This is a genomic window from Qipengyuania gaetbuli, from assembly GCF_020171365.1.
Lineage (GTDB): Bacteria > Pseudomonadota > Alphaproteobacteria > Sphingomonadales > Sphingomonadaceae > Qipengyuania > Qipengyuania gaetbuli_B.
In genome coordinates, this window is the sequence record NZ_JAIUZO010000002.1 from 1,406,476 (window position 1) to 1,429,305 (window position 22,830).

A 22,830-nucleotide genomic window follows, 5' to 3' on the forward strand; every position below is an offset into this window, starting at 1 on the left:
CGCGGGGATGCATCAACCATTTGCGAGAACAGCCCCACCGTGCCTACCGCCGCGCCCCACTGGATTACCTTCGCCAACGAAAAGGGCGGCACGGGAAAATCGACCACGGCCGTGCATGTCGCGGTTGCTCTGGCCTATCGCGGGGCGGACGTCGTCGCCTTCGATCTCGACCACCGCCAGCGGACCATGTGCCGCTATTTCGAGAACCGCGCGGAGACCGCTGCGCGTCGCGGCATCGAATTGCCGACAGTGCGGTGCCACACGGTCGAGGGCATGGACGAACAGGAATTCGGCGCCTTCGTGGAAGAGCAGGGGGCGGGGGCCGATTTCGTCGTCGTGGATACACCCGGCCGCGACGATCCGCTGGCCCGTTTCGCCGCGACGCAGGCGGATACGCTGGTCACGCCGATGAACGACAGCTTCGTCGATTTCGACCTCATCGGCCAGGTCGAGGGCGAGACGTTCAAGGTGAAGAAGCTGTCCTTCTACGCCGAACTTATCTGGGAGGCGCGCATCAAGCGCGGCCGCGCCCAGCTCGAACGCCAGCGCCCGCCGATGGACTGGGTCGTCGTGCGTAACCGCACCGGCCACACCGAGGCGCGCAACATGGCGCGTATCGAACAGGCGCTGGCGGAAATGTCCAAGCGCGTCGGCTTCCGCACGGCCAAGGGTCTGTCGGAACGCGTGATCTACCGCGAGCTGTTTCCCTCCGGCCTGACCCTGCTCGACAAGGGGCATCTGGGCGATCTGGGAACCAGCCATCTGGTCGCGCGACAGGAATTGCGCGGTCTGGTCGCCTCGCTGCGGCTTCCCGGCAGCGCGACAGGACCGCAGGAAGAGGCAGCCGAATGACCCGTTTCATCCTGATCGCTGCGGCACTTTCGATCTTCTGCCGCTGGGCACTGGGCAAGTGGCCGTGGGACTATCTGAGGCCCACTCCCACCCGCGAACAGGCGATCTTCAAGGCCCGCCGGCTGCTCAATGTCTCGGCCAGGGCGAGCCACCGCGAAATCCGCGATGCTCACCGCCAGATGGCCGCCCTGCTTCATCCCGACAGGGGCGGGGACAAGGCACAGATGCAGGAACTGAACGCGGCGCGCGACCTCCTCTTGAACGAACTACCTTACGAAAATCCGGAGCCTCCCCAATGAGCCACGCCTTCGACGCGACCATCCTGCGCGAATACGACATTCGCGGGATCATCGGCGAAACGCTCGGGGCGGACGATGCCCGCGCGATCGGGCGCACCTTCGGTTCGATGCTGCGCGAAGCCGGCGGAAGCCGCGTCGCGGTCGGCTATGACGGGCGGGTCAGCTCGACCATGCTGGAACACGCGCTCGTGGAAGGCCTGACCGCCTCGGGCTGCGACGTCGTGCGCATCGGCCTCGGCGCGACGCCCATGCTATATTACGCCGAGGCAAGCGATCACGACATCCACGGCGGCATCCAGATAACCGGCAGTCACAATCCCCCCAATTACAACGGCTTCAAGATGGTGTTCCAGGGCCGCCCGTTTTTCGGCGCGGACATCCAGGAACTGGGGCGCCGTGCGGCTGCGGGCGAGTGGACGGATGGTGCAGGCGAGGTCGAGAAACGCGACATCATCGACGAATACGTCCACCGCATGGTGACCGCGCTCGACGCCATCGACAGCGAAGCGCTTGCGGACATGCGGATCGGCTGGGACGCGGGTAACGGGGCCGCCGGTCCGGCGCTCGAAAAGCTGGTCGCGCAGCTGCCCGGCGAACACCACCTGCTCTACACCGATGTCGACGGCACGTTTCCCAATCATCATCCCGATCCTACTGTCGAGGAGAACCTTGCGGATTTGCGAAGGCTCGTCTCCGCAAAGTCCCTCGATTTCGGTATCGCTTTCGACGGCGACGGCGACCGCATCGGCGCGATCGACGGCGAGGGCCGGGTGATCTGGGGCGACCAGCTGCTGATGATCTACGCCGAAGACCTGCTGCAAACGCTGGGCGGCGCGACGATCATCGCCGATGTGAAGGCCAGCCGCGCCCTGTTCGACCATGTCACTTCGCATGGCGGCGAGCCGCTCATGTGGAAGACCGGCCACTCGCTGATTAAGTCCAAAATGAAGGAAACTGGCTCGCCGCTGGCCGGCGAGATGAGCGGCCACGTCTTTTTCGCCGACGAATATTACGGTTTCGACGACGCGCTCTATGCCGGTGTCCGCCTGATTGCCGCCTCGGCGCGGCTGGGCAAGTCGGTCACCGAACTGCGCGGCGCCATGCCCCAGCTGGTCAATACGCCGGAGATGCGCTTCCAGGTCGACGAGAGCCGCAAGTTCGCTGCCATCAAGGAAGTCGAGGACCGCCTCGCGGGCACCGATGCCGATGTGAACGGCACCGACGGGGTACGCGTCAGCACGCCCGACGGCTGGTGGCTGCTGCGCGCTTCGAACACGCAGGACGTGCTCGTCGCCCGCGCCGAGAGCGACAGCGAGGAAGGCCTTGCCCGCCTGATGGCGCAGATCGACGAACAGCTGGCCCTCAGTGGGCTCGAGCGCGGCGAAAGCGTCGGGCACTAAGGAATTTACGGAGAGGGAATTTCGATGACCAGGTGGCTCCTGGCGCTGGGTGCGCCGCTTGCCTTTGCTGCCCAGCCGCTGGCTGCGCAGGACAATTCCGCCAAGGAAGCGGACATGATGGCGGCCATGGCGGAAGTCTTCGCCGCGCCGCCGCTGACCGCCGAACAGCAGGCCCGCCTGCCGCTGGCCACCAGCGTGGTCGACAAGCTCATGCCGCAAGGGACCATGGGCGAGGTCATGGGCTCGATGTTCGAAGGTTTGCTCGGCCCGATGATGAAGCTGGCCGAGAAGGCCCCGCCAGACCTGGCCGAACACATCGGCTACGACGCTTCCGAGCTCGATCTCACCGACGAGCAGGTGATCGAGATCGCGGCCATCGTCGATCCCGCCTGGCGCGAGCGGCGCGAACGCGAGGGCGCGCTGATGCAGGAAGTCATGGTCGACCTGATGACGGCGATGGAACCCGCCATCCGCAAGGGCATGAGCGAGGCCTATGCCGCCACCTTCTCGGTCGCGGAATTGAACGACATTTCCGCCTTCTTCTCGACCCCGAGCGGCGCGACCTTCGCGCGCAAGTCCTACCAGCTGGCCAATGACCCGCGCATCATGGGCGCAGCCATGGGCAGCCTGCCGGTCATGCTCGAACAATTCGCCGCGATGGAGGCCAAGATGGCGGCCGTCACCGCCGAACTCGGCGCCAAGCGCACCTATGCAACGCTCACCGCAGCGCAGAAGGAGCGGATCATGGGCCTTGCCGGGCTGAGCGCAGAAGAGCTCGAACTTGGGATGCAGGTCGCCGCCGAAGCGGCTGCGGAACAGAACCCCTTCTGAGGCGCGCGGGAACGCACTTCCATCCGGCTCGCTCTGACAGCGTGAGCGACGTGTCCATACCGCCGGAAATCACAGACTGGTTTGCCGGTCGCGGCTGGCGCGTGCGCCGCCACCAGGCCGAAATGCTCGCGGCGAGCGATGCGGGCGACCATGCCCTGCTGGTGGCCGATACGGGGGCGGGCAAGACGCTGGCGGGCTTCCTGCCGACGCTGGCCGATTTCACGCCATCGCGACTGGCCGGCGGCAAGCCGCATGAAGGGCTGCACACGCTCTACGTCTCGCCGCTGAAGGCGCTTGCCCATGACGTCCAACGCAACCTCCTGATCCCGATCGAGGAGATGGGGCTCCCGATCACGGTCGAAACGCGCAGCGGCGACACGCCGTCGGACCGCAAGCGCCGGCAGCGCCAGAAGCCGCCCAACGTGCTGCTGACGACGCCGGAAAGCCTTTCGCTGCTGCTCTCCTTCCCCGACAGCTTCGCGCTGTTCGCGGGCCTCAAGCGGATCGTCATCGACGAGGTCCACGCCTTCGCCACCGGCAAGCGCGGCGACTTGCTGGCGCTGGCACTGGCACGGCTGCAGGCCATCGCGCCCGGCATGCGGCGTGTAGCCCTGTCGGCCACTGTCGCCAGCCCGGAAGCCTTTCGCGAATGGCTTGCTCCCTGGGGCGATCTGGATGCGGTGCGGCTGGTGGAGGGCGAGGAAGGCGCGCCGTCGGAAGTCGAAATCCTGCTGCCCGATGAAGAGCGCGTGCCCTGGGGCGGCCATGCAGCGACCTGGGCGATCCCGCAGCTGTACGAACAGATCCGCAGGAACCGCACCACGCTGGTCTTCACCAACACCCGGTTCCTGGCCGAATACATCTTCCAGAACCTGTGGGACGTGAACGAGGACAAGCTTCCCATCGGTATCCACCACGGCTCGCTTTCGCGCGAGGCGCGGCGGAAGGTCGAAGGGGCGATGGCGCGGGGCGAACTGCGTGCGCTCGTGGCCACCGCCAGCCTCGATCTCGGGGTCGACTGGGGCGATATCGACCTCGTCGTCCAGATGGGCGCGCCCAAGGGTTCCTCGCGCCTGCTCCAGCGCATCGGGCGTGCGAACCACCGGCTCGACCAGCCCAGCCGGGCCCTGCTGGTCCCCGGCAACCGCTTCGAGTTCCTCGAGGCGACCGCAGCCAAGGAAGCAGTGGACGAGGGCCAGCGCGACGGAGAGGATTTCCGGCCCGGCGGCCTCGACGTGCTGGCGCAGCACGTGATGGCCTGCGCCTGCGCGGCCCCGTTCGAGGAGCAGGCGCTGCTGGCCGAGATCCGCTCCAGCCTCGCCTATGCCTGGGTCGACGAGGAGGTGTGGCAGCGCGTGCTGACCTTCGTCGCCACCGGAGGCTATGCGCTGCGGGCCTACGACAAGTTCAAGCGCATCGTGCGCGACCGTGAGGGCGTGTGGCGCCTCACCCATCCCGAACAGGCGCAGCGCCACAGGATGAACGCCGGGATCATCATCGACAGCGAAATGCTCGACGTGCGCATCAACGCCGGGCGCGGCAGGGGCGGCCGCAGCCTCGGCAAGGTGGAGGAACGCTTCGCCGCCTCGCTCAGCCCGGGCGATACTTTCGCCTTTGCCGGCATGAGCCTCGAAGTGGTCAAGCTGCAGGACATGGAGGTGGTGGTGAAGGCCGCCAAGGCGTCCGCCATGATCCCGAGCTATGGCGGGGCGCGCATGCCGTTGACGACCCATCTTGCGGACCGGGTACGCGAGATGCTGGTGGACCGCGCAGGCTGGGCGCGCTTTCCCGATGACGTGCGCGAATGGCTGGAAGTGCAGGACTGGCGCAGCCGGATGCCGGGTCCGGGCCAGCTGCTGGTCGAAAGCTTCCCGCACGCCAAGCGGCATTACAGCGTCTACTATACGTTCGAGGGCTGGAACGCGAACCAGAGCCTCGGCATGCTGATTACGCGGCGGATGGAGGACCGGGGCCTGATGCCGGGCGGGTTCGTCGCCAACGATTATTCGCTGGCCGTCTGGGGACTCAAGCCCGTCACCGATCCCGCGCCGCTGCTGTCGCCCGATATCCTGCAGGACGAATTCATCGAATGGGTGCAGAATTCGCACCTCCTGCGCCGCGCCTTTCGCGAAGTCGCGGTGATCGGTGGGCTGGTCGAACGCCAGCATCCGGGAAAGCGCAAGACCGGCAAGCAGGTCACCTTCTCGACCGACCTCATCTACGACGTGCTGCGCAAGTACGAGCCCGACCATGTCCTGCTGGAGGCGGCCTGGGCCGATGCGCGCACGCGGATGACCGACGTGGGGCGGCTCGGCAACCTGCTCGACCGGTCGGCCGAGCAGCTGGTCCATGTCGAGCTCGACCGGGTCAGCCCGCTGGCCGTTCCCGTCATGGTCATGATCGGGCGCGAGGCGACGCCGCAGGGGGCGGTCGACGATGAACTCCTGCTCGAGGCGGAGAGCCTGGCCGGGGCCGCCATGCGGGTCGACGATCTGTCCTAGTTGGCGGCCTCGTTGCCGAATTCGCGATACTTCTCGTTCCCGACGAAAGCGAAGCGGGTAACACCGGCGTCCTTGATGAGAGCGATGGTGCGGGCCGAGGCCTCGTAGCTGGCGAAGGCGTGCGGCTCGAAGCGCAGCAGCGGTTCCTCGGGCTTGTCGGCGGCGGCGGCGAGCTGGTTGAGGAGGTCCTGCTGGTCCAGCTCCGCACCGTTCCAGTAGAGGCGGTCCTGCGCGTCGATGGTGACGACGTTGACGTCCCTGATCTCTTCGGTCGCGCGGCCCGTAGGCAAGGGGACCTGCAGCGCATGGGTGGCGATGGGGATCACCATGATGAACATGATCAGCAGAACAAGCATGACATCGATCAGCGGCGTGATGTTCATGTCGCCCATGGGACGACCGGCCGGTGCAAGGGTGCGCGAGGGATAAGGCATGCTGTTCCTCCTCTTAATGAAACAGGATAACATACCATGGAATTAGGTTGGGACAAGCCGGTGTCGGAATTTCTGCAGGCAAAAGAAAAGGGGCGGATCGCTCCGCCCCCTTTCCTTGTTCCGATTGTCCGGCGTTACTGGGCCGAAGCCGCCTTGCCGAAGGTGCGGTAACGTTCGTTACCGACGAAGCCGAACTTGGTCACACCGCTCGACTTGATGATCTGCAGCACGCGGGCCGAAGCTTCGTAGCTGGCCAGTGCTTCCGGTTCGAACTGCAGTTCGGGTTCCGGATTGATGGTCAGCGACTGCGCGAGCAGGTTCACCAGATCGCCTTCCTGGATCACTTCGCCGTTCCAGAGCAGTTCGTCACCCTGCGTGATGACGAGCTTGTTCTTGTCCGGCTCCACCGTGACCGGGGGCGGGTTGGGGTTCGGTTGCGGAAGGTCGATGTCGACCGAGTGGGTCGCCACCGGGATGGTGATGATGAACATGATGAGGAGAACGAGCAGGACGTCGATAAGCGGCGTCATGTTCATTTCCATCATCGGCGCGCCATCATCCTTGCCGCCTGACATTGCCATGAGGGTATCTCCCTAGAAATTCGGGCTCGAGGCCCGGTCAGCCGTTCGGGTCGACCGGGTTCGAGATGAAGCCGACAGTCGGATAACCGGCCGCCTGCACGTTGTAGATCGCCCCTGCGACGCACGACCAGGGAGCATTCACGTCACCGCGAATGTGGACCTGCGGGATCGCTTCGGGATCTTCCATGATCGCTTCGGGTCCACCGTAGCGCTGAACGATCTGGTCGAGGCGTTCGAATGCCTGGTCGTAGAGCTCTTCAGACGTCACCGGCGTGGTGTTGTTGAAGTACACGCGGCATTCGCCGTTGCGTGCAGCCCCTTCGAACCCGGCCTCGCCCGCGCTGCGTCCTGCAGCGTCGGTCGTGCTGACCGTCAGGAGCAGGTTCTCGACCTTATCCTTCGATTCGATCGATTCGAAGATCGGGATCTCGAGCTTCTCGATCGTCTGGATCGCGACCGGGACCGCGATAAGGAAGATGATCAGAAGCACCAGCATCACGTCCACGAGCGGGGTGGTGTTGATGTCCGACATCGGCGTTTCCGCGCTGCCGCCTACTGAAACCGCCATCTTGTGTCCTGTCCGTAGCTAAAACTTATCGACTGCTTGCGGGAATGGCGGGGACCGTCAGGCCCCCGCCGATCCAGCTTACTTCTTGACCGTGGTGCCGGCCGGAGCAGCGGCAGCCTTGCTAGCCTGCTGGGTCGAAGCCGCAGTCATCACTGCCGGGCGGATCTTGCCGTCCGAGCTGATGTTGGCGAGCAGGTCGGTGGTGAAACCGGTCATCAGTTCTGCGATGCGACGGTTACGGCTCTGCAGCCAGTTGTAGGCGAACACGGCCGGAACGGCGACGAGCAGACCGATGGCGGTCATGATCAGTGCTTCACCGACCGGGCCGGCGACCTTGTCGATCGATGCCGAACCGGCAGCGCCGATGTTGATCAGGGCGCGGTAGATACCGATAACCGTACCGAGCAGACCGACGAACGGTGCGGTTGCACCGACGGTCGCGAGGAACGGCAGGCCGCCTGCAAGCTTGGCGTTGATGCTGGCTTCCGAACGAGCGAGCGAGCCGTGCAGCCAGTCGTGGGCTTCGAGGCTGTCGCCCATCTGGTGGTGGCTGTCGCGAGCCTTGACGGCATCGTCGACGAGCTGGCGCCATGCGCTGTTCTTGTCCAGCTTCTTCGCGCCTTCGTCGAGGGTGGTTGCACGCCAGAAGTTCTGACGCACGCCCTTGAACTGGTTCATCACCTTCTGCTGTTCGAACAGCTTGGTGAAGAGGATGTAGAACGAACCCACCGACATGATGATCATGACGGAGAGAATGAACCAGGCAACGAAGCCGCCCTGTTCCATGGCTTCCCAGAAGCCGAAAGAGGTCTGCGGAGCAGCATCGCCCGCCGCGGCAAGAAGTTCGATAATCATAGCGAGTAATCCTCTTAGGTAATTGCTTTCAGGCCCAAGACCGGGCGGATTCTTAGTTCAAACGGTAGCTGATCGTACGCACGTCGCTGTCGGGAATCGGGTTCCCGTTCTGGTCCAGCGCCGGATCGTAGCGAGCGTAACGGGTCATGCCGTCGCAGGCTGCAGCGTCGAGGTCGGCATTGCCGCTCGAAGCCGAGACCGCACAGGCCGAGACGCGGCCGTCGGGTCCGACAGTGACGCGGACGGTCACGTTGCCTTCGATGCCATCGCGTTCCGCACGACGCGGATAGTTGCGCTGGATTCGGGCAGCCCAGCCGCTGAGACCCTTCGGGGTCGCTTCACGCGACTTGTTGACGGGCGGCGGAGCGGGCGGAGCCGGCGGAGCGGGCGGCGGAATCCGGACCGCGGGCGGGGCCGGCGGCGGGATCGTCGTCTGCGTACGGATCGGGGGCGGCGTCACCGCGATATTGATCGGCGGCGGCGGGGCCACCGGCGGCGGCGGAGCCGTTTCGGGAATGTCTTCCGGCGGCGGCGGCTCGTCCTCGGGCTCCGGCGGCGGTGGTTCTTCCACGTCGATCGTGGTCACGCGTTCGACAACCGACTTGGCCACATCGAGTGCCAGGCCGGTGATCAGTGCGTAACCGAGTCCTATGTGGATGAGGGCAACGATGATGATCGCAACGATGCGATTGCCACTCATCTCTTGGTCAGCATAAGCCATTCGGTTGCATCACTCCATCGTGTCTGCCCGATTCGCACCGGGCCGTTCTGGCGCCGTGGGGGGTGGCTTACTCAACCGTATTCCCGACGCCGAATTCCATTTTTCACACGTGCACTACCCTAGGGGTAACGACGGTGCAGGCCTTTGGCTGTTCCCGAAAAAATCCGCAAGTGGACCCATTCAGGCAATATTGTATCATTCGCCCGGCTCTGGCCATCCCCTTAGCTGCGATGCCAGACAGGGGCAAACGCTTTATCGGTTAACGGCGGATTCACGGCACCGCTGGAAGGTATGACCGTTATCGCCGAATCCATGGCATATTGAGACATGCCTGAGAAAAGCGCCCGAGAAATCACGAGGTTCGTCCCGATCATGCTTCCCCGACACATACTCGCCTGCGCCGCCGTCCTCGCGATCGCGACTCCGGCCGCCGCGCAGCAGGCCGCCCCGGCGCCGCTCACCTATGCCGACCTCGTCGACCTGGCCGACGGCACGCCGCTGGTGATCAAGGCGCAGATTCGCAAGCAGGCGACGGTCGAGCCCGAGCGCGCCCGCGGCCTCGCGCCGGGCCATGCCCGCCTTTACATCGAGGCACGCACCTCTGCGCTCATTTCGGGCACCGTGCCGGTGGGCGAGGAACTGCGCTATCTCGTCGATGTGCCGCTCGATGCGAAGGGCAAGCCGCCCAAGCTGAAGAAGCAGGAAGTGCTGCTGTTCGCGCGCCCCGTCGCCGGTCGCCCGGGCGAGATCCAGCTGGTCGATAGCGGGGCGCAGCTGCCCTATTCGCCGGACCTCGAAACGCGCCTGCGACCGATCCTGACCGACCTGCTGGCTTCCGACGCGCCGCCGGCGGTGACCGGCATCAGCGATGCGCTGGCCGTCGAAGGGACGCTGGTGGGCGAATCGGAAACCCAGCTCTTCCTCGACACGGCGAACGACGGGCCGGTGTCCGTCACCATCGTGCGCCGCCCCGGACAGGCTCCGCGCTGGGGCGTGTCGTGGACCGAGATCGTCGACCAAGCCGCCCGCGCGCCGCGCGCCGGCACGATCGCCTGGTATCGCCTCGCCTGCAGCCTTCCCGCCGAATTGCCGGGCAGCGCGAACCTGTCGCGCGATCCGGGCGCAAGGGCGCTGGCGGCACGCGACTATGCCTTCGTGATCGACCAGCTCGGCCCGTGCGAGCGGACGCGGAACTGAACGCGCGCTTAGGCCTGCCAAAGACAAACTGGTTCACCTCGCCGCCCTGCCTGCGCTAGGCGGGGCGGCATGAAGCCCTTTTCCCATACCTTCCGCGTGCGTTACGCCGAGGTCGACCCGCAGAGCGTCGTCTTCAATTCGCGCTATCTCGAATATGCCGACCTGCTGGTCAGCGAATTCTTCCGCGAGGCGCGCGAGGAGCGGGGGATGCCCGCCGATGTCGAGTTCCACGTCCGCCGGGCAGAGGTCGATTACCTCGCGCCCATCCGCCTGGAAGAACTGATCGAGGGCCGCCTGACGATCGAACGCATCGGCAATTCCAGCATGGAGACGCTGGTGACGCTGCACGGCGCGGAAACGGGCGACCTGCGCGCGGAAATGCGCCTGCTCACCGTCCATGTCGACCTGCCCGAAGGGCGCCCGACGCCGGTTCCCGATGCCGTGCGCACTGCCTTCGGCTTCCCGGCGCGGGAGGCTGTCCATGGCTGATCCGCTGCGCATCGCGCTTGCCGGCCTAGGCACTGTCGGCACCGGCGTCATCCGCCTGATCGAGACCAATCGCGACATGATCGCGGCGCGAGCCGGCAGGCCGATCGAGATTACCGCGGTGACCGCGCGCGATCGCGGCCGGGACCGCGGCGTCGACCTGTCGCCCTATGCCTGGGTCGACGACATGCACGCCATGGCCGAGCGCGCCGATGTCGATGTCGTGGTCGAGCTGGTGGGCGGGTCGGACGGTCCGGCCCTGACGCTCGCCCGTGCCGCGCTCGATGCGGGCAAGGGCTTCGTCACCGCCAACAAGGCGATGGTCGCGCACCACGGTCTCGAACTGGCTGAACTCGCCGCGATCAAGTCTGCCCCCTTCGCTTTCGAGGCGGCGGTCGCGGGCGGTATCCCGGTGGTGAAGGGACTGCGCGAAGGCACGGCGGCCAATGCGCTCAACCGGATTTACGGCATCCTCAACGGCACCTGCAATTACGTCCTCTCCGAGATGGAGCGCACCGGGGCCGATTTCGACGACATGCTCCGCGCCGCGCAGGAGAAGGGCTATGCCGAGGCTGACCCTGCCTTCGATATCGAGGGCGTGGACGCAGCGCACAAGCTCGCGATCCTGGCCGCCATCGGGTTCGGCACGCGGATCGATTTCGACGCCGTGCGCACCGAGGGCATCACCAAGGTGCGCGCCTCCGACATCGCGCAGGCCGATGCGCTGGGCTACGTGGTCCGGCTGGTCGGCACTGCCGCCTTCGACGAAAGCGGCGACGAGCCGCGCCTGCTCCAGCGCGTGCGGCCCTGCCTTGTCCCGTTCCGCCATCCGCTGGCCGCCGTGACGGGCCCAACCAATGCAGTCGTGGCGGAAGGCGATTTTTCGGGACGGCTGCTGTTCCAGGGCGCAGGCGCAGGCGACAAGCCGACCGCCAGCGCCGTGGTGGCCGACCTCATCGAGATCGCGCGCGGGCAGAGCGGGGCGCCGTTCTCCGTACCGGTCACCGCGCTGCGCGAATGCGCGCCTGCCGATCCGGGCCAGCGCGTGGGCCGCGACTACATCCGCTTCACCGTGGCCGACCGCCCGGGCGTGCTGGCGGAAATCACCGCGGCAATGCGCGATGCGGGCGTTTCCATCGAAAGCCTGATCCAGCGCGGCCGCGACCACGAGGGGGGCGAAGTGCAGGTGGCGATGGTCACCCACGAGGGACCGGAGCGCTGCGTCGACGAGGCGCTGGCGCTGCTCGACGGCTCGCCTAGCCTGACGGCTCCGCCTCTGGTGATGCCGATCCTGAAGGACTGACCCCTGCCGCCTGCCCCTGCGGGGCGGGGGGAAGGCCGAGCGCGTCGGCATTGTCCTGCCGGCCCGGTTCGGTCACGACCTGCGGCTCGCTGAGCTGGCTGACGGGCGTCTCGCGCCCCAGCGGCGCAAGGCCGCGCGCAATCCGGTCGGCATCGGAGCCGGGCGGGGCCTCTGGCAGGGCCTCGATATCGATCAGCACCGCCATCGGCGGCGGGCAGGGCGGAATGAAGCAGCCGCGCGCGACGACCGGGCCGTGGTTCGGGATGCCGAACATCTCCACCGGCTTCTGGCCCTGCGTGCGCTGCGCGTGGCGGCGCTCGGCAGCTTCCTTGTCGTAGAGGCGGTTTTCATCGCCGGTCTTGCGGCGGCAGACGATGATCTCGCCGGAGATTTCGGCGGCATCCTGCTCGGCGCTGCAATCCTCGAACTTGGGGCCGTCGTCCTCCGGCTGGACGCGCAGGTCGATGCGCTCGGGCGGCGTCGCCGACTGGGGCTGCAGGGCCTCCTGCGCCGAGGCGGAGAACGGGCTTGCGGCAATGAGGACGGGTACGACCGCAAGGACGCGTCTCGACAATGTCATGCTCCTGCGTCTATCGGCGCGGCGCATACGAATTCGCGCACCGCCCACCCGGTCGCTCCCCAAACTGGCCTCAAGGACTGAACCCGCCATGAACTCGCCTGCCGAAAATCCCCTCGACCGCGTTCTCGTGCTCGAAATGGTCCGCGTGACCGAAGCTGCCGCCATCGCTGCCTCCAAGCTGATCGGCCGCGGCGACGAGAAGGCCGCCGACGCCGCTGCCGTGGAAGCCATGCGCCGCGCCTTCGACACGCTGTACATGGACGGCACCGTGGTCATCGGTGAGGGCGAGCGCGACGAGGCACCGATGCTCTTCATCGGCGAGAAGGTCGGCGGCGCGCCGGGCAAGGGCCCGAAGATCGACATCGCGCTGGACCCGCTGGAAGGCACGACCATCACCGCCAAGGCCGGGCCGAACTCGCTTGCAGTGCTCGCGGCGGCGGCAGAGGGCTGCCTGCTCAACGCGCCCGACGTGTACATGGACAAGCTGGCGGTCGGCCCGGGCTATCCCGAAGGCATCATCGACCTCGCCAAGAGCCCGACCGAGAATGTGAAGGCGGTCGCCGCCGCCAAGGGCGTGGAGCCGGGCGACATCATCGTCTGCGTGCTCGACCGCCCGCGCCATGCCGATCTCATCGCCGAGCTGCGCAGCCTTGGCTGCGGCGTGGTGCTGATCGGCGACGGCGACGTGGCCGGCGTTATCGCGGTGACCGACGAGGACACCACCATCGACATGTACATGGGCCAGGGCGGCGCACCGGAAGGCGTGCTGGCGGCAGCCGCGCTGCGCTGCGTCGGCGGCCAGTTCAACGGCCGCCTCGTCTTCCGCAACGACGACGAGAAGGCCCGCGCCCGCAAGTGGGGCATCGAAGACCTCAACCGCATCTACACGCGCGACGACCTGGTGAAGGGCGACTGCATCTTTGCTGCGACCGGCGTGACGTCCGGCAGCCTGCTCGAAGGCGTGAAGTACCGCCGCGGCGGCGTGATGACGACCGAAAGCGTGGTCATGCGCGCCTCCAGCGGCACGGTGCGCTGGATCAAGGGCGAACACCGCACGAAATAGGTTCCGGGCGGGGAAATGCCCGCCATGCCATGTTGCAATCCCATGACGTGTCGCTAGGCGGATTGCACAGCCGCTCACGGGGATTCGCACGCATGAAGATCTTGGCCGCCAATTCGAACCTGCCGCTCGCACGCGCGATTGCGGGCTATCTCGAACTGCCGCTCGTCGACGCGCAGGTACGCCGCTTCGCCGACGAGGAGATCTTCGTCGAGATCCACGAGAACGTGCGCGGCGAGGATGTCTTCGTCGTCCAGTCGACCAGCTATCCGGCGAACGACAATCTCATGGAACTGCTGATCTGCATCGATGCGCTGAAGCGCGCCTCGGCGCGGCGCATCACGGCAGTCGTTCCCTATTTCGGCTACGCGAGGCAGGACCGCAAGCCCGGCCCGCGCACGCCGATCTCGGCCAAGCTGGTGGCGAACTTGATCACCGAAGCGGGCGCCGACCGCGTGCTGTCGGTCGATCTGCACGCCGGCCAGATCCAGGGCTTCTTCGATATCCCGACCGACAACCTCTATGCGGCGCCCGTCATGGCAGCCGACATCCAGGCGCGCTACGGCGACCAGGAACTGATGGTCGTCTCGCCCGACGTGGGCGGCGTGGTGCGCGCCCGCGCGCTGGCCAAGCGGCTCGACAATGCCCCGCTGGCGATCGTCGACAAGCGCCGCGACCGTCCGGGCGAGAGCGAGGTGATGAATATTATCGGCGACGTGTCGGGCCGCCACTGCATCCTGATCGACGACATCATCGATTCGGGCGGCACGCTGTGCAACGCGGCGCAGGCCCTGCTCGACGAAGGGGCGGCATCGGTCGCGGCCTACATCACCCACGGCGTCCTGTCGGGCGGTGCGGTGGCCCGCGTCGACGGCTCCGCGCTCAAGGAACTGGTCATCACCGATTCCATCCGCGCCACCGACGCGGCCAGCGATTCCGAGCGTATCCGCATCCTCACCATTGCCCCGCTGATCGGCGAAGCGGTCCGCCGCATCGCCGACGAAAGCTCGGTCAGCTCGCTCTTCGACTAGGTTTCGGCCGGTCCTGCCATCGGCAGTTCCGACGAGGGGTCGCGCCAGCTCGGCACTTCGCCCTCGTGCGCGATGGCCAGTGCCTCGGCCTTGCGCGCCTGCCGCGCTTCCAGCGTCAGCGTGATGATCGGCTGGGGCGAGCGAGCGAAGACCATCGGGGTCATGCCGAAGAACTCGCTGAACTCGCGGATCATGTGCGACTGGTCGTAATAGCGCATCACCGCTTCATCGCCCTCCGCACCCTCGCAGATGCCCCGCAATGTCGCGGCGAGGTCGAGCGCGCGGGCGCGGCGCAGCACGTGCTTGGGTGGCAGGCCGTAATCGCGCAGCACCTGCCGGGTCAGCGTGCGCGGATTGACGCCCAGCTGGTCGGCGAGGTCGCCGACCTGCAGGTTCGGGTCGGCCAGCGTCGCAAGGTCGAAGAGGCGGATCGTCTCGCTCGGCTTTTCCGGCTGCATTTTCCGGACCAGGTCGAGCAGGCACTGTTCGACGAAATCGATCCAGTCGCGCGGGGTACCGTCGAGGTCGAATTCGTCGAGCCATTCCTCGCGGATGGCGGGATAGACTTCCGCCAGCGTCCTGATTTCGTCGACCAGCGGCGCGATTTCCGGACCGCCGAGCGCGCCCACTGCCCCGGGGTGGAACTGGATCGCCACGGTCGAAAAGCCGCCGCGGAAGGTCGCCGGCATGCGCCTGGAATTGGGGCCGTAGAAATAGGACCCGCGACCATGGAGGTAGGAGCCTGATGCCGTCTCGCCGTGCAAGTCGCCCCTCAGGATGAAGCGGATGATCGGCACGTCGGAAAACACCCCGCAGGACACGAGATTATCCGCCGGAGCCTCGACCTTGGTGGCGTAGAGGCGGCAGACCCAAGGCTGCAGTTCCTTGCAGGCCGCGCGGTTGAACGACAGCGGATTGCCGTCGCGGGTGGCGCCCGCAAGAGAGTGCAGGTGGCTGTCCGGGGTCAGGGGCTGGTCGGTTTCGTCACGCATGGGCAGGTCAGGTGGTCAATCGGTATCGGGTTCCGCGTCGGGGTCGCGCCAGGGGGCAGGCTCGTCGGCGGACAGCTTCGCCAGCGCTTCCAGGCGGCGAGACTGGCGGATTTCCATCGTGATGCGCAAGAGCGGGCAATCGCCGACCTGCAGCCCGCGCGGGGTCTGGTCGAAGAAGTGCCGCATCTCGCGCGACAGGTGGGACTGGTCGAAATAACGCAGGCGAAGCTCGGGCTCTTCCTCCTCGTCCGCCACGCCCAGCAGCGCCGCTGCCATGTCCAGCGCGCGCGCCCGGCGCAGGGCGAACTTGGGCGTCACGCCCCAGTGGCGGTTGATGGTCCGCTCCAGGGTGCGCCGGGTCACGCCGGTCGTGTCGGCGAAATCGGCAAGGCTCGCATTGGGAGCGGTCAGGCACTGCCATTCGAAAGCCTCGAGCAGGCCGTGCGGCTCCTGGAGGTCGGCCGACGTGATCCGCTCGTGCAGATGGGCCTCGCAGGCATCGAGCCAGGCGACGGGATCGTCCTGCGGGCGGTGACCTTCGTGCGGAATGGCGTGGCCGGTCAGCGGGTCGATCGGCAGGATGCGGTCGAGCATCTCGCTCGCCGTGGGCAGGTCGAAATTATGCGCGAAGCCGGAGGTGCAATTGACCGAGACGACGCGGAAAGAACCGTGCACCTTCAGCTTCATGGCGCGCGTTTCCGGCCCGAAATAGAGCGCCATGCCCTCTTCGCCCGGCTCGAACTCCTGCTCGCCGTCAGCCGTCTCGGCGGTCCATTTCGCGCCGTAGATCATCCGCAGGACCGGGTGCTCGCACATGGACGCGCATTCGATCGAGGCGCCTGCGGGCAGGTCGACGGAAGTCACGCCCACGCGCATCAGCCAATGCCGCAGGTCGGGGTGCGGCGAGCGGTTGAGCGACAAGGGCATGCCTTTTGGCGTCGATCCGGTGTTGGAGTGGATCGACGACATGTCGGCTTCGGTGCCACCAGGCCCCGGCCGGTCAGTGGCGTCCTTGGACGTCGTGACGTAATCCCCCTTCGATGCGACCCGAAGGCGGGATGCTTTAGCAAGCTATCTTGACCGTTTTGTGTAATGCCGCAAATGCACCGCCATGCCAACGCTTTCCGATCTCGCCTTCGCCAACCGCCTCGCCGATGCCGCCGGTGAAGCGATCCGTCCGCTGTTCCGCGGAAGCTGGGAGCAGGAGCAGAAATCGGACTCCACTTTCGTCACCGAAGCCGACCGCGCGGCCGAGGCCGCGATGCGCGCGCTGATCGAGGCGGAGCATCCCCATGACGGTATTTTCGGCGAGGAATACGGCGTCCGCAACGAGAGCGCAGGGCGCCGCTGGGTGCTCGACCCGATCGACGGGACCACCAGCTTCATCGCCGGACGGCCTATCTTCGGCACGCTGATCGCACTGCTGCAGGACGGCTTTCCCGTGCTCGGCATCATCGATCAGCCGATCGGGCGCGAACGCTGGGCGGGCTTTTCGGGGCGCGAGACGACTTTCAACGGCAAGCCGGTGCGCAGCGCTCCCTGCCGTGCGCTGGGCGATGCGGTGCTCGCCACCACCACGCCGCACCAGTTCTCGGACCACGAGGCGGACCATTTCATGGGCCTTGCGAAGTCGGTGGCCGAGCGCAAGATCATCTACGGCGGCGATTGCTACAATTACGGCCTTGTCGCGAGCGGCCATGTCGACCTCGTGTGCGAGGCGGGCCTCAAGCTGCATGACTTCGCCGCGCTCGCCCCGATCGTGGAGGGCGCAGGCGGCCTGATGTGCGACTGGTCGGGCGAGCCGCTCCATGCGGGCAGCGACGGCAATGTGCTGGCCATCGGCGATCCGGCGCGGCTCGAGGACGTGCTGGAGGCGATGGGCCTCGCCGAATAGGCGGGCACTACCCAATCCGTTCACTTTACAATCATTTTGGCGCGGCTAGCGACCCTTCCGCCGTTTGGACGGCATGAACTCAAAAGGGTCTCAGAACACATGAAGAAGACGATTATCGCGCTTGCGCTCGCAGGCGTCGCCATGCCCGCAGCGGCACAGGCACAGGATTACGACAGCTCGAACGCCGTCGCTGCCGACAAGGCAGGCGTGCGCGTCGAAGGCCGCCTTTCGTGGGAGCGTATCAACGATCCCGAAGAAGACGCCGGCATCAATTACGAAGTGGGTTCGGGCATCGCCTATGGCGGCGAAATCGGCGTCGATTTCCCGGTCAGCGAGCGCGTCGTGCTCGGCCCCTACGTGAACTACGAAGCCTCGAGCGTCGAGGATTGCGCCGACGGCCTGTGCGTCGGTTCGGACGGCTTCTGGTCGGCCGGGATCCACGCCGGCCTCATCACCGGCCAGTCGGGCATGGTCTATGCCAAGCTCGGCTATGGCGAGCAGACCATCTACCTCGACGGCGAATTCTACGATGCCGGCACGAACACCACCTTCGTCTTCGACGAGAGCGAAACCGGTGGCGGCTACGCCTTCGCGATGGGCTACGAGCACGGCTTCACCAGCACGCTCTACGGCCGCGCCGAAGTGGGCGTGAGCGAAGCCTCGGACATCTACGGCTTCGATTTCCAGCGCGGCCACATCGGTCTTTCGCTGGGCGCGCGCTTCTAAGTTCGCGGGCCTGCGAGCCAAATCGGGGGCGGGCTGCCGGGAAGGCGGCCCGCCCCTTTTTCTATCCGGTAGCGAAACCGGGCGAATGCGCTAGGAAGGCGCCATGCAGGACGGTCTATCGCTCGCAGGACGCAATGCGTTGGTCACCGGCGCGGCACGGGGGCTGGGTTTCGAGATCGCGCAGCGCCTTGCCGCGCGCGGCGCGAAGGTCTGGCTCAACGGGCGCGATCGGGCGGCGCTCGAGGCAGCTGCCTCGCGGATCGGCGGGGGCTGCGAACCGCTCGCCTTCGACATTGCCGACGATGCGGCCACGGCTGCGGCATTCGACGTTCTGGCCGGTGCAGGCGGGCTCGACATCCTCGTCAACAACGTGGGCCAGCGCGACCGGCGGCCGCTGGCCGAGCTGCGCCGCGAGGACATGCGCGCCATGCTCGACGTGAACCTGACAGCGCCTTTCGACCTCGCCCGCCGCGCGGCCATGCAGATGCAGGCCAAGGGCAAGGGGCGGATCGTCAACATCACCTCGATCGCTGCCGATATCGCGCGCGGCGACGTGCTCTATACCGCGAGCAAGGGCGGGCTCGCCGCGCTGACCCGTGCGCTGGCGGCGGAACTCGGCGGGCAGGGCATCACCGTCAATGCCGTGGCGCCGGGCTATTTCGCGACCGAGGCAAACGGCGAGATGGTCGCCGACGGGGACATCGCCGCCCATCTCGCGCGGCGCACCTCGCTGGGTCGCTGGGGCCAGCCGGACGAGATCGCGGGCGCGGTGGCCTTCCTTGCCTCGGACGAGGCGAGCTACATCACCGGGCAGACGCTGGCGGTCGACGGGGGCTACCTCACCCACTTCTGACTTGCATTCGCCGCGCGAAACGCTATTTGCGCGCCCTTCACCGACACGTGATTCACCGCCGGTCTGGCCACAAGGGCTGCCAGGGCTGGTTGGACGTGTCTCCGAACCGATATCCGTAAAGGAGATGAAAATGCCCAAGCTGAAGACCAAGAGTGGTGTGAAGAAGCGCTTCAAGATCACCGCCACCGGCAAGGTCAAGCACGGCGTCGCTGGCAAGCGTCACCGCCTGATCAGCCACAATGCGAAGTATATCCGCCAGAACCGCGGCACCTCTGTCCTGTCGGAAGCCGACACGAAGACGGTGAAGAAGTGGGCGCCTTACGGCCTCGACTGATCGCGAACTAAGGAGAAACTGATATGCCTCGCATTAAACGCGGCGTCACCACGCGCCAGAAGCACAAGCGGCTCCTAGACCAGGCCAAGGGCTATCGCGGTCGCCGCAAGAACACCATCCGCGTCGCGCGCCAGGCCGTCGAAAAGGCCGGCCAGTACGCTTACCGCGACCGCAAGATCAAGAAGCGCAACTTCCGCGCTCTCTGGATCCAGCGCATCAACGCAGCGGTCCGCGCCGAAGGCCTGACCTATTCGCAGTTCATGCACGGCACCAAGCTGGCCGGCATCGAACTGGACCGCAAGGTGATGGCCGATCTCGCCATGAACGAAGGCGCTGCCTTCAAGGCGATCATCGAGCAGGCGAAGAAGGCACTTCCCGCCTGAACGCCAGCCTGACAGGCCGGACGAAATCAGGAAGGGCGTCTCCTTTTGGGAGGCGCCCTTTCTTTTTGTCTGCGCCCGATTGGCTAAACCCCCGTGTTTGCGTTAATCTCTGACGCATGGTGGAAGTGGTCTTTCCCGAGAAATCCGGCCGGCTGGACGTGCGGTTCTTCCGCCTGCCAGACGATCTCGAACCCTTCCTGACTTCCGTCTACCACATGAAGATCGACCTTCCCGAAGGCGAGAAGATCGAGGATTTCCTCCAGCCCGAGTGGGCAAACCTGCGCTTTTCCTGCGGCGATACGCTCAAGCGCGCGAGCGAGCTGCCGGGCGAGGACAGTATTGTCGACGGGGACTACCGCTTCGTCATGACCGGGCCGAGGGCCAAGCCGGTCCATTTCGAAGTGGGCAGTACCGAAATCTGGGGCATCGGCCTCAAGCCGCTCGGCTGGGCGACCTTCGTCGGCAAAGATGCCAGCGAATATGTCGATTTTGCCGGTGACGGCGAAGGCGACCCAGCCTTCGCGCGCTTCGTACCCCTGTGCGATGTGCTGTGCGAACCTGATCGGGACCAGGATGAAAACTTCGCGTCACTGGTCGAATTCCTGCGCCGCCAGAGATCCAAATGCCGCGATGCGGACAGGATCGAGGCCATCCACACGGCCATGGTCGATCCCTATCTCACCCAGATCGAGGATTTCGCCGATGCCGCGAAGATGCACAAGCGTACCTTGGAGCGGCTGTGCCGAAAGCATTTCGGTTTTTCGCCAAGGTTTATGTTACGGCGCCAGCGCATGACCCGCTGTCTGATGGCTTTCATGCTGTCAGAGGACAAGAACTGGAGGCAGACGATCGATCTCCATTACCATGACCAGTCGCACTTTTTCCGCGAATTCCAGGTCTTCATGGGGATGAGCCCCAGCGAATATGCCGCCCTGCCGCACCCGGTAATGGGCGCCTTTGCTGCCGAGCGGCAAAGGGTCTGGGGAGCGCCTGTGCGGGAAACCGTGGCGGCGCAGGCCAATCAGGCGAACGGGACCTGACGGGTGGCAAGATCGGATGACCAGGGCGAAGTAACACTCACGTTCTTCCTTCCTCCGCCGGAGCTGAAGCCCTTCATCACCACCGTCTACCACATGAGCGTGGCCGGTTCGGGCCGCGGCCAGAACACCGCGGTGCGTGACTGGCTGCATCCCGAATGGGCAAACCTGAGGGTAGCAACCAGCGGACAACTCATGGCCGGCATTGGCACCGAAGACCCGCTGCCCATGCCGCGCGTCGTGATGACCGGGCCGACCAGCCGGACGATCAATTTCGTCGCGCCCCCCGGGCGGACCTGGGGCATCGGCATCTTGCCGCTCGGCTGGGCACGGCTCGTAGATACGGCAGCCAACCTTTATGCCGACCGCTCGGTCGACGTCGGCCGCGACCCCGCGCTCGCCCATTTGCGGCCGCTCGGCAGGCTGGAGGACAAGGCCCCGCTGGAGGAAGAGCGCGATCGCATTTTCGCCATGCTGAAACCGCTGCTGGCAACGCCCCACCGGCGCGAGGAGGACATCGTGCGCGCACAGCAGGCGCTGATCGATCCGGCCTGCGCCACGGTCGCCCAGCTGGCCACGAGCCTGTCGATGACCACGCGCACGCTGGAGCGCTTCTCCCGCGAGGCGTTCGGGTTCTCGCCGCAACTGCTGCTGCGCCGGCAGCGGTTCCTGCGCAGCCTTGCCCAGTTCATGCTCGACCCCTCGATGCACTGGATCGAGACGCTCGATCCGCAATATTACGACCAGTCGCAATTCACGCGCGATTTCAAGCGCTTCATGGGGATGCCGCCGCGTGAATACGCCAGGCTCCCGCATCCCGTGCTGGGCGCCGCTGCCCTCGCCCGCAAGGCGATTGCCGGCGAAGCGATGCAGGTGCTCCACAAGCCGGAAGGGGCACCGGGCGCGGACTGAGGCCTACCCGCTTGGGAACTCCTTGCCTTCTCCTGCGCTTGGGGAGGCATCATGTCGGATCGTGTCTTTGCCAATGCCGAATTCGCGGCAGGTGGCCTGCGCCTGCAGGTCGCCGGGCCGCCGGCTGACCTTTCGCCCTATATCTCCGCCTACTACCGCACCGAAGTTGCCCCGGGCACGGTGGTCGAGGACTGGTTGCCGCCGGAAGAAGCCAATCTGCGCTGCGGCAAGGCCGAGGTCTACGACGCTTCCATCGGCGACGCCGCCCTTGCACGGGCTCCCGCCTGCGTCCTGTCAGGGCCGACCGACCGGGTCACGCGCCTCAGGATCGGCGGCGGGCGTTTCTGGGGCATCGGCCTCACCCCGGCAGGCTGGGCGCGCTTCGTGGGCCAACCCGCAGCTTCCATGGCCAACCGTTTCGAGTGCGCGGAAAGCGCCCTTGCGGAGGAAAGTCTCGGCGATCTGCTGAAGACCCTGTGCCACGAAGTGGACCGGATGGAGGAGGCCGCCGATCTCATCGCCGCGACCTTCCGCTCGCTCGCCGGCGATCCGCTAGCCGAAGTGAAGGCGATCCGCGACGTCCATCTCGCGGTGACCTCGACCGATGTGCACACCGTCACCGAACTGGCGGAGATCGCGCGGATGCAGTCGCGCACCTTCGTGAGGTTCTGTCGGCGCCATTTCGGCTTTGCGCCCAGCACCCTGCTGCGCCGCCAGCGTTTCCTGCGCAGCCTCGGCAAGTACATGCTCGATCCTTCCATGAACTGGATCAGCTCGCTCGACACGCATTACTGGGACCAGGCGCAGTTCATCCGCGATTTCCGGTCCGTGATGGGCATGACGCCGGGCGAATATGCCGCCCTGCCGCACCCCATCGTCCATGCCGCCGTGGCGGTGACCAATGCGGGCAGCGGCGTTGCCATGCAGGCACTCTACAATCCCGACCGCGAAAGAGAGTCCGAAACTGGGCTTTAGCATTGCCGCACATCCCGCTAGAGGC

Annotated in this window: 26 protein-coding genes; 18 read left to right on the forward strand and 8 right to left on the reverse strand. The window is 66.1% G+C overall.

From position 1 onward, the window contains the following. Positions 1–39 precede the first annotated feature (39 nt). The 5 genes from LCL94_RS07545 to LCL94_RS07565 are packed head-to-tail and all read left to right on the forward strand — an operon-like array spanning position 40 to position 5,883. A complete protein-coding gene (locus LCL94_RS07545; protein ID WP_224831667.1) occupies positions 40–852 on the forward strand; it encodes a division plane positioning ATPase MipZ in 813 nt (270 codons plus the stop codon). After that, a complete protein-coding gene (locus LCL94_RS07550; protein WP_224831668.1) occupies positions 849–1,151 on the forward strand; it encodes a J domain-containing protein in 303 nt (100 codons plus the stop codon). Before LCL94_RS07545 ends, LCL94_RS07550 begins: the two co-directional genes overlap by 4 nt. Next, complete coding sequence (pgmG, locus tag LCL94_RS07555) at positions 1,148–2,551, forward strand: phosphoglucomutase/phosphomannomutase PgmG (protein ID WP_224831669.1); 1,404 nt, start codon at positions 1,148–1,150, stop codon at positions 2,549–2,551. Before LCL94_RS07550 ends, pgmG begins: the two co-directional genes overlap by 4 nt. A gap of 24 nt (positions 2,552–2,575) precedes the next feature. Then, positions 2,576–3,382, forward strand: coding sequence for a DUF2059 domain-containing protein (locus LCL94_RS07560; protein ID WP_224831670.1), 807 nt, complete (start codon positions 2,576–2,578; stop codon positions 3,380–3,382). A gap of 41 nt (positions 3,383–3,423) precedes the next feature. Beyond that, complete coding sequence (locus LCL94_RS07565) at positions 3,424–5,883, forward strand: ligase-associated DNA damage response DEXH box helicase (RefSeq protein ID WP_224831671.1); 2,460 nt, start codon at positions 3,424–3,426, stop codon at positions 5,881–5,883. On the opposite strand, the gene LCL94_RS07570 is transcribed toward LCL94_RS07565, so the two are convergent. The 5 genes from LCL94_RS07570 to LCL94_RS07590 form a co-directional block, all read right to left on the reverse strand. Then, complete coding sequence (locus tag LCL94_RS07570; protein WP_224831672.1) at positions 5,880–6,317, reverse strand: ExbD/TolR family protein; 438 nt, start codon at positions 6,315–6,317, stop codon at positions 5,880–5,882. The genes LCL94_RS07565 and LCL94_RS07570 overlap by 4 nt on opposite strands. A 134-nt stretch (positions 6,318–6,451) precedes the next feature. Beyond that, entirely contained in the window at positions 6,452–6,898 is a 447-nt protein-coding gene (locus LCL94_RS07575; RefSeq protein ID WP_222554855.1) for an ExbD/TolR family protein, read from the reverse strand. 37 nt (positions 6,899–6,935) lie between these two features. After that, positions 6,936–7,466 carry an ExbD/TolR family protein gene (locus LCL94_RS07580; RefSeq protein ID WP_199800462.1) on the reverse strand — a complete coding sequence of 177 codons (531 nt, stop codon included), beginning with the start codon at positions 7,464–7,466 and terminating at the stop codon, positions 6,936–6,938. 78 nt (positions 7,467–7,544) lie between these two features. After that, a complete protein-coding gene (locus LCL94_RS07585) occupies positions 7,545–8,321 on the reverse strand; it encodes a MotA/TolQ/ExbB proton channel family protein (RefSeq protein ID WP_224831673.1) in 777 nt (258 codons plus the stop codon). A gap of 52 nt (positions 8,322–8,373) precedes the next feature. Continuing rightward, positions 8,374–9,042 carry an energy transducer TonB gene (locus LCL94_RS07590; RefSeq protein ID WP_224831674.1) on the reverse strand — a complete coding sequence of 223 codons (669 nt, stop codon included), beginning with the start codon at positions 9,040–9,042 and terminating at the stop codon, positions 8,374–8,376. A gap of 327 nt (positions 9,043–9,369) precedes the next feature. Here LCL94_RS07590 and LCL94_RS07595 point away from each other — a divergent pair, with 327 nt between their 5' ends. From LCL94_RS07595 to LCL94_RS07605, 3 genes are all read left to right on the forward strand, one after another. Next, on the forward strand, positions 9,370–10,239 hold the full coding sequence (locus tag LCL94_RS07595; RefSeq protein WP_224831675.1) for a hypothetical protein: 870 nt from the start codon (positions 9,370–9,372) through the stop codon (positions 10,237–10,239). 69 nt (positions 10,240–10,308) lie between these two features. Beyond that, positions 10,309–10,728 (forward strand): acyl-CoA thioesterase, encoded by a 420-nt coding sequence (locus LCL94_RS07600; protein ID WP_160608710.1) that lies wholly within the window; start codon positions 10,309–10,311, stop codon positions 10,726–10,728. Beyond that, complete coding sequence (locus tag LCL94_RS07605) at positions 10,721–12,028, forward strand: homoserine dehydrogenase (protein ID WP_222554859.1); 1,308 nt, start codon at positions 10,721–10,723, stop codon at positions 12,026–12,028. Before LCL94_RS07600 ends, LCL94_RS07605 begins: the two co-directional genes overlap by 8 nt. Here the strand turns inward: LCL94_RS07605 and LCL94_RS07610 are convergent. Then, the gene (locus tag LCL94_RS07610; RefSeq protein ID WP_224831676.1) at positions 11,982–12,602 is read right to left on the reverse strand and encodes a hypothetical protein; all 621 of its coding nucleotides are present in this window, start codon (positions 12,600–12,602) and stop codon (positions 11,982–11,984) included. The genes LCL94_RS07605 and LCL94_RS07610 overlap by 47 nt on opposite strands. Positions 12,603–12,696: 94 nt before the next feature. On the opposite strand from LCL94_RS07610, the gene glpX reads away from it, so the two are divergent. Further along, positions 12,697–13,671 carry a class II fructose-bisphosphatase gene (gene glpX, locus LCL94_RS07615; RefSeq protein WP_224831677.1) on the forward strand — a complete coding sequence of 325 codons (975 nt, stop codon included), beginning with the start codon at positions 12,697–12,699 and terminating at the stop codon, positions 13,669–13,671. Positions 13,672–13,763: 92 nt separating this feature from the next. Further along, the gene (locus LCL94_RS07620; protein WP_222554862.1) at positions 13,764–14,699 is read left to right on the forward strand and encodes a ribose-phosphate pyrophosphokinase; all 936 of its coding nucleotides are present in this window, start codon (positions 13,764–13,766) and stop codon (positions 14,697–14,699) included. Here LCL94_RS07620 and LCL94_RS07625 read toward each other — a convergent pair. Then, the gene (locus LCL94_RS07625; RefSeq protein ID WP_224831678.1) at positions 14,696–15,691 is read right to left on the reverse strand and encodes a helix-turn-helix domain-containing protein; all 996 of its coding nucleotides are present in this window, start codon (positions 15,689–15,691) and stop codon (positions 14,696–14,698) included. The genes LCL94_RS07620 and LCL94_RS07625 overlap by 4 nt on opposite strands. Before the next feature lie 15 nt (positions 15,692–15,706). Beyond that, entirely contained in the window at positions 15,707–16,660 is a 954-nt protein-coding gene (locus tag LCL94_RS07630) for a helix-turn-helix domain-containing protein (RefSeq protein ID WP_224831679.1), read from the reverse strand. 142 nt (positions 16,661–16,802) lie between these two features. Here LCL94_RS07630 and hisN point away from each other — a divergent pair, with 142 nt between their 5' ends. The 8 genes from hisN (at position 16,803) to LCL94_RS07670 (ending at position 22,805) form a co-directional block, all read left to right on the forward strand. Next, a complete protein-coding gene (gene hisN / locus LCL94_RS07635; protein ID WP_224831680.1) occupies positions 16,803–17,585 on the forward strand; it encodes a histidinol-phosphatase in 783 nt (260 codons plus the stop codon). Between the two features lie 99 nt (positions 17,586–17,684). Beyond that, positions 17,685–18,311 carry a hypothetical protein gene (locus LCL94_RS07640; RefSeq protein WP_224831681.1) on the forward strand — a complete coding sequence of 209 codons (627 nt, stop codon included), beginning with the start codon at positions 17,685–17,687 and terminating at the stop codon, positions 18,309–18,311. 103 nt (positions 18,312–18,414) lie between these two features. After that, positions 18,415–19,164, forward strand: coding sequence for an SDR family oxidoreductase (locus LCL94_RS07645; RefSeq protein ID WP_224831682.1), 750 nt, complete (start codon positions 18,415–18,417; stop codon positions 19,162–19,164). Between the two features lie 130 nt (positions 19,165–19,294). Further along, entirely contained in the window at positions 19,295–19,498 is a 204-nt protein-coding gene (gene rpmI / locus LCL94_RS07650) for a 50S ribosomal protein L35 (protein ID WP_160608719.1), read from the forward strand. 23 nt (positions 19,499–19,521) lie between these two features. Continuing rightward, positions 19,522–19,881, forward strand: a complete 360-nt coding sequence (rplT, locus tag LCL94_RS07655; protein ID WP_160608720.1) for a 50S ribosomal protein L20 — start codon at positions 19,522–19,524, stop codon at positions 19,879–19,881. 116 nt (positions 19,882–19,997) lie between these two features. Continuing rightward, entirely contained in the window at positions 19,998–20,921 is a 924-nt protein-coding gene (locus LCL94_RS07660) for a helix-turn-helix domain-containing protein (RefSeq protein WP_224831683.1), read from the forward strand. A 3-nt stretch (positions 20,922–20,924) separates the two neighbouring features. Then, a complete protein-coding gene (locus LCL94_RS07665; RefSeq protein ID WP_224831684.1) occupies positions 20,925–21,830 on the forward strand; it encodes a helix-turn-helix domain-containing protein in 906 nt (301 codons plus the stop codon). A gap of 51 nt (positions 21,831–21,881) precedes the next feature. Next, complete coding sequence (locus LCL94_RS07670) at positions 21,882–22,805, forward strand: helix-turn-helix domain-containing protein (protein WP_224831685.1); 924 nt, start codon at positions 21,882–21,884, stop codon at positions 22,803–22,805. The last annotated feature ends 25 nt before the right edge of the window (positions 22,806–22,830 follow it).

Bases quoted from the DNA above. Each gene is read 5' to 3' on its own strand.
- LCL94_RS07605 (WP_222554859.1), top strand. From the start codon at position 10,721: ATGGCTGATCCGCTGCGCATCGCGCTTGCCGGCCTAGGCACTGTCGGC.
- rpmI (WP_160608719.1), top strand. From the start codon at position 19,295: ATGCCCAAGCTGAAGACCAAGAGTGGTGTGAAGAAGCGCTTCAAGATC.
- LCL94_RS07660 (WP_224831683.1), top strand. From the start codon at position 19,998: ATGGTGGAAGTGGTCTTTCCCGAGAAATCCGGCCGGCTGGACGTGCGG.
- rplT (WP_160608720.1), top strand. From the start codon at position 19,522: ATGCCTCGCATTAAACGCGGCGTCACCACGCGCCAGAAGCACAAGCGG.
- LCL94_RS07595 (WP_224831675.1), top strand. From the start codon at position 9,370: ATGCCTGAGAAAAGCGCCCGAGAAATCACGAGGTTCGTCCCGATCATG.
- LCL94_RS07570 (WP_224831672.1), bottom strand. From the start codon at position 6,317: ATGCCTTATCCCTCGCGCACCCTTGCACCGGCCGGTCGTCCCATGGGC.
- LCL94_RS07625 (WP_224831678.1), bottom strand. From the start codon at position 15,691: ATGCGTGACGAAACCGACCAGCCCCTGACCCCGGACAGCCACCTGCAC.
- LCL94_RS07620 (WP_222554862.1), top strand. From the start codon at position 13,764: ATGAAGATCTTGGCCGCCAATTCGAACCTGCCGCTCGCACGCGCGATT.
- glpX (WP_224831677.1), top strand. From the start codon at position 12,697: ATGAACTCGCCTGCCGAAAATCCCCTCGACCGCGTTCTCGTGCTCGAA.
- LCL94_RS07645 (WP_224831682.1), top strand. From the start codon at position 18,415: ATGCAGGACGGTCTATCGCTCGCAGGACGCAATGCGTTGGTCACCGGC.
- LCL94_RS07580 (WP_199800462.1), bottom strand. From the start codon at position 7,466: ATGGCGGTTTCAGTAGGCGGCAGCGCGGAAACGCCGATGTCGGACATC.
- LCL94_RS07590 (WP_224831674.1), bottom strand. From the start codon at position 9,042: ATGGCTTATGCTGACCAAGAGATGAGTGGCAATCGCATCGTTGCGATC.
- LCL94_RS07585 (WP_224831673.1), bottom strand. From the start codon at position 8,321: ATGATTATCGAACTTCTTGCCGCGGCGGGCGATGCTGCTCCGCAGACC.
- hisN (WP_224831680.1), top strand. From the start codon at position 16,803: ATGCCAACGCTTTCCGATCTCGCCTTCGCCAACCGCCTCGCCGATGCC.
- LCL94_RS07640 (WP_224831681.1), top strand. From the start codon at position 17,685: ATGAAGAAGACGATTATCGCGCTTGCGCTCGCAGGCGTCGCCATGCCC.
- LCL94_RS07550 (WP_224831668.1), top strand. From the start codon at position 849: ATGACCCGTTTCATCCTGATCGCTGCGGCACTTTCGATCTTCTGCCGC.
- LCL94_RS07630 (WP_224831679.1), bottom strand. From the start codon at position 16,660: ATGTCGTCGATCCACTCCAACACCGGATCGACGCCAAAAGGCATGCCC.
- LCL94_RS07575 (WP_222554855.1), bottom strand. From the start codon at position 6,898: ATGGCAATGTCAGGCGGCAAGGATGATGGCGCGCCGATGATGGAAATG.
- LCL94_RS07600 (WP_160608710.1), top strand. From the start codon at position 10,309: ATGAAGCCCTTTTCCCATACCTTCCGCGTGCGTTACGCCGAGGTCGAC.
- LCL94_RS07560 (WP_224831670.1), top strand. From the start codon at position 2,576: ATGACCAGGTGGCTCCTGGCGCTGGGTGCGCCGCTTGCCTTTGCTGCC.
- LCL94_RS07670 (WP_224831685.1), top strand. From the start codon at position 21,882: ATGTCGGATCGTGTCTTTGCCAATGCCGAATTCGCGGCAGGTGGCCTG.
- pgmG (WP_224831669.1), top strand. From the start codon at position 1,148: ATGAGCCACGCCTTCGACGCGACCATCCTGCGCGAATACGACATTCGC.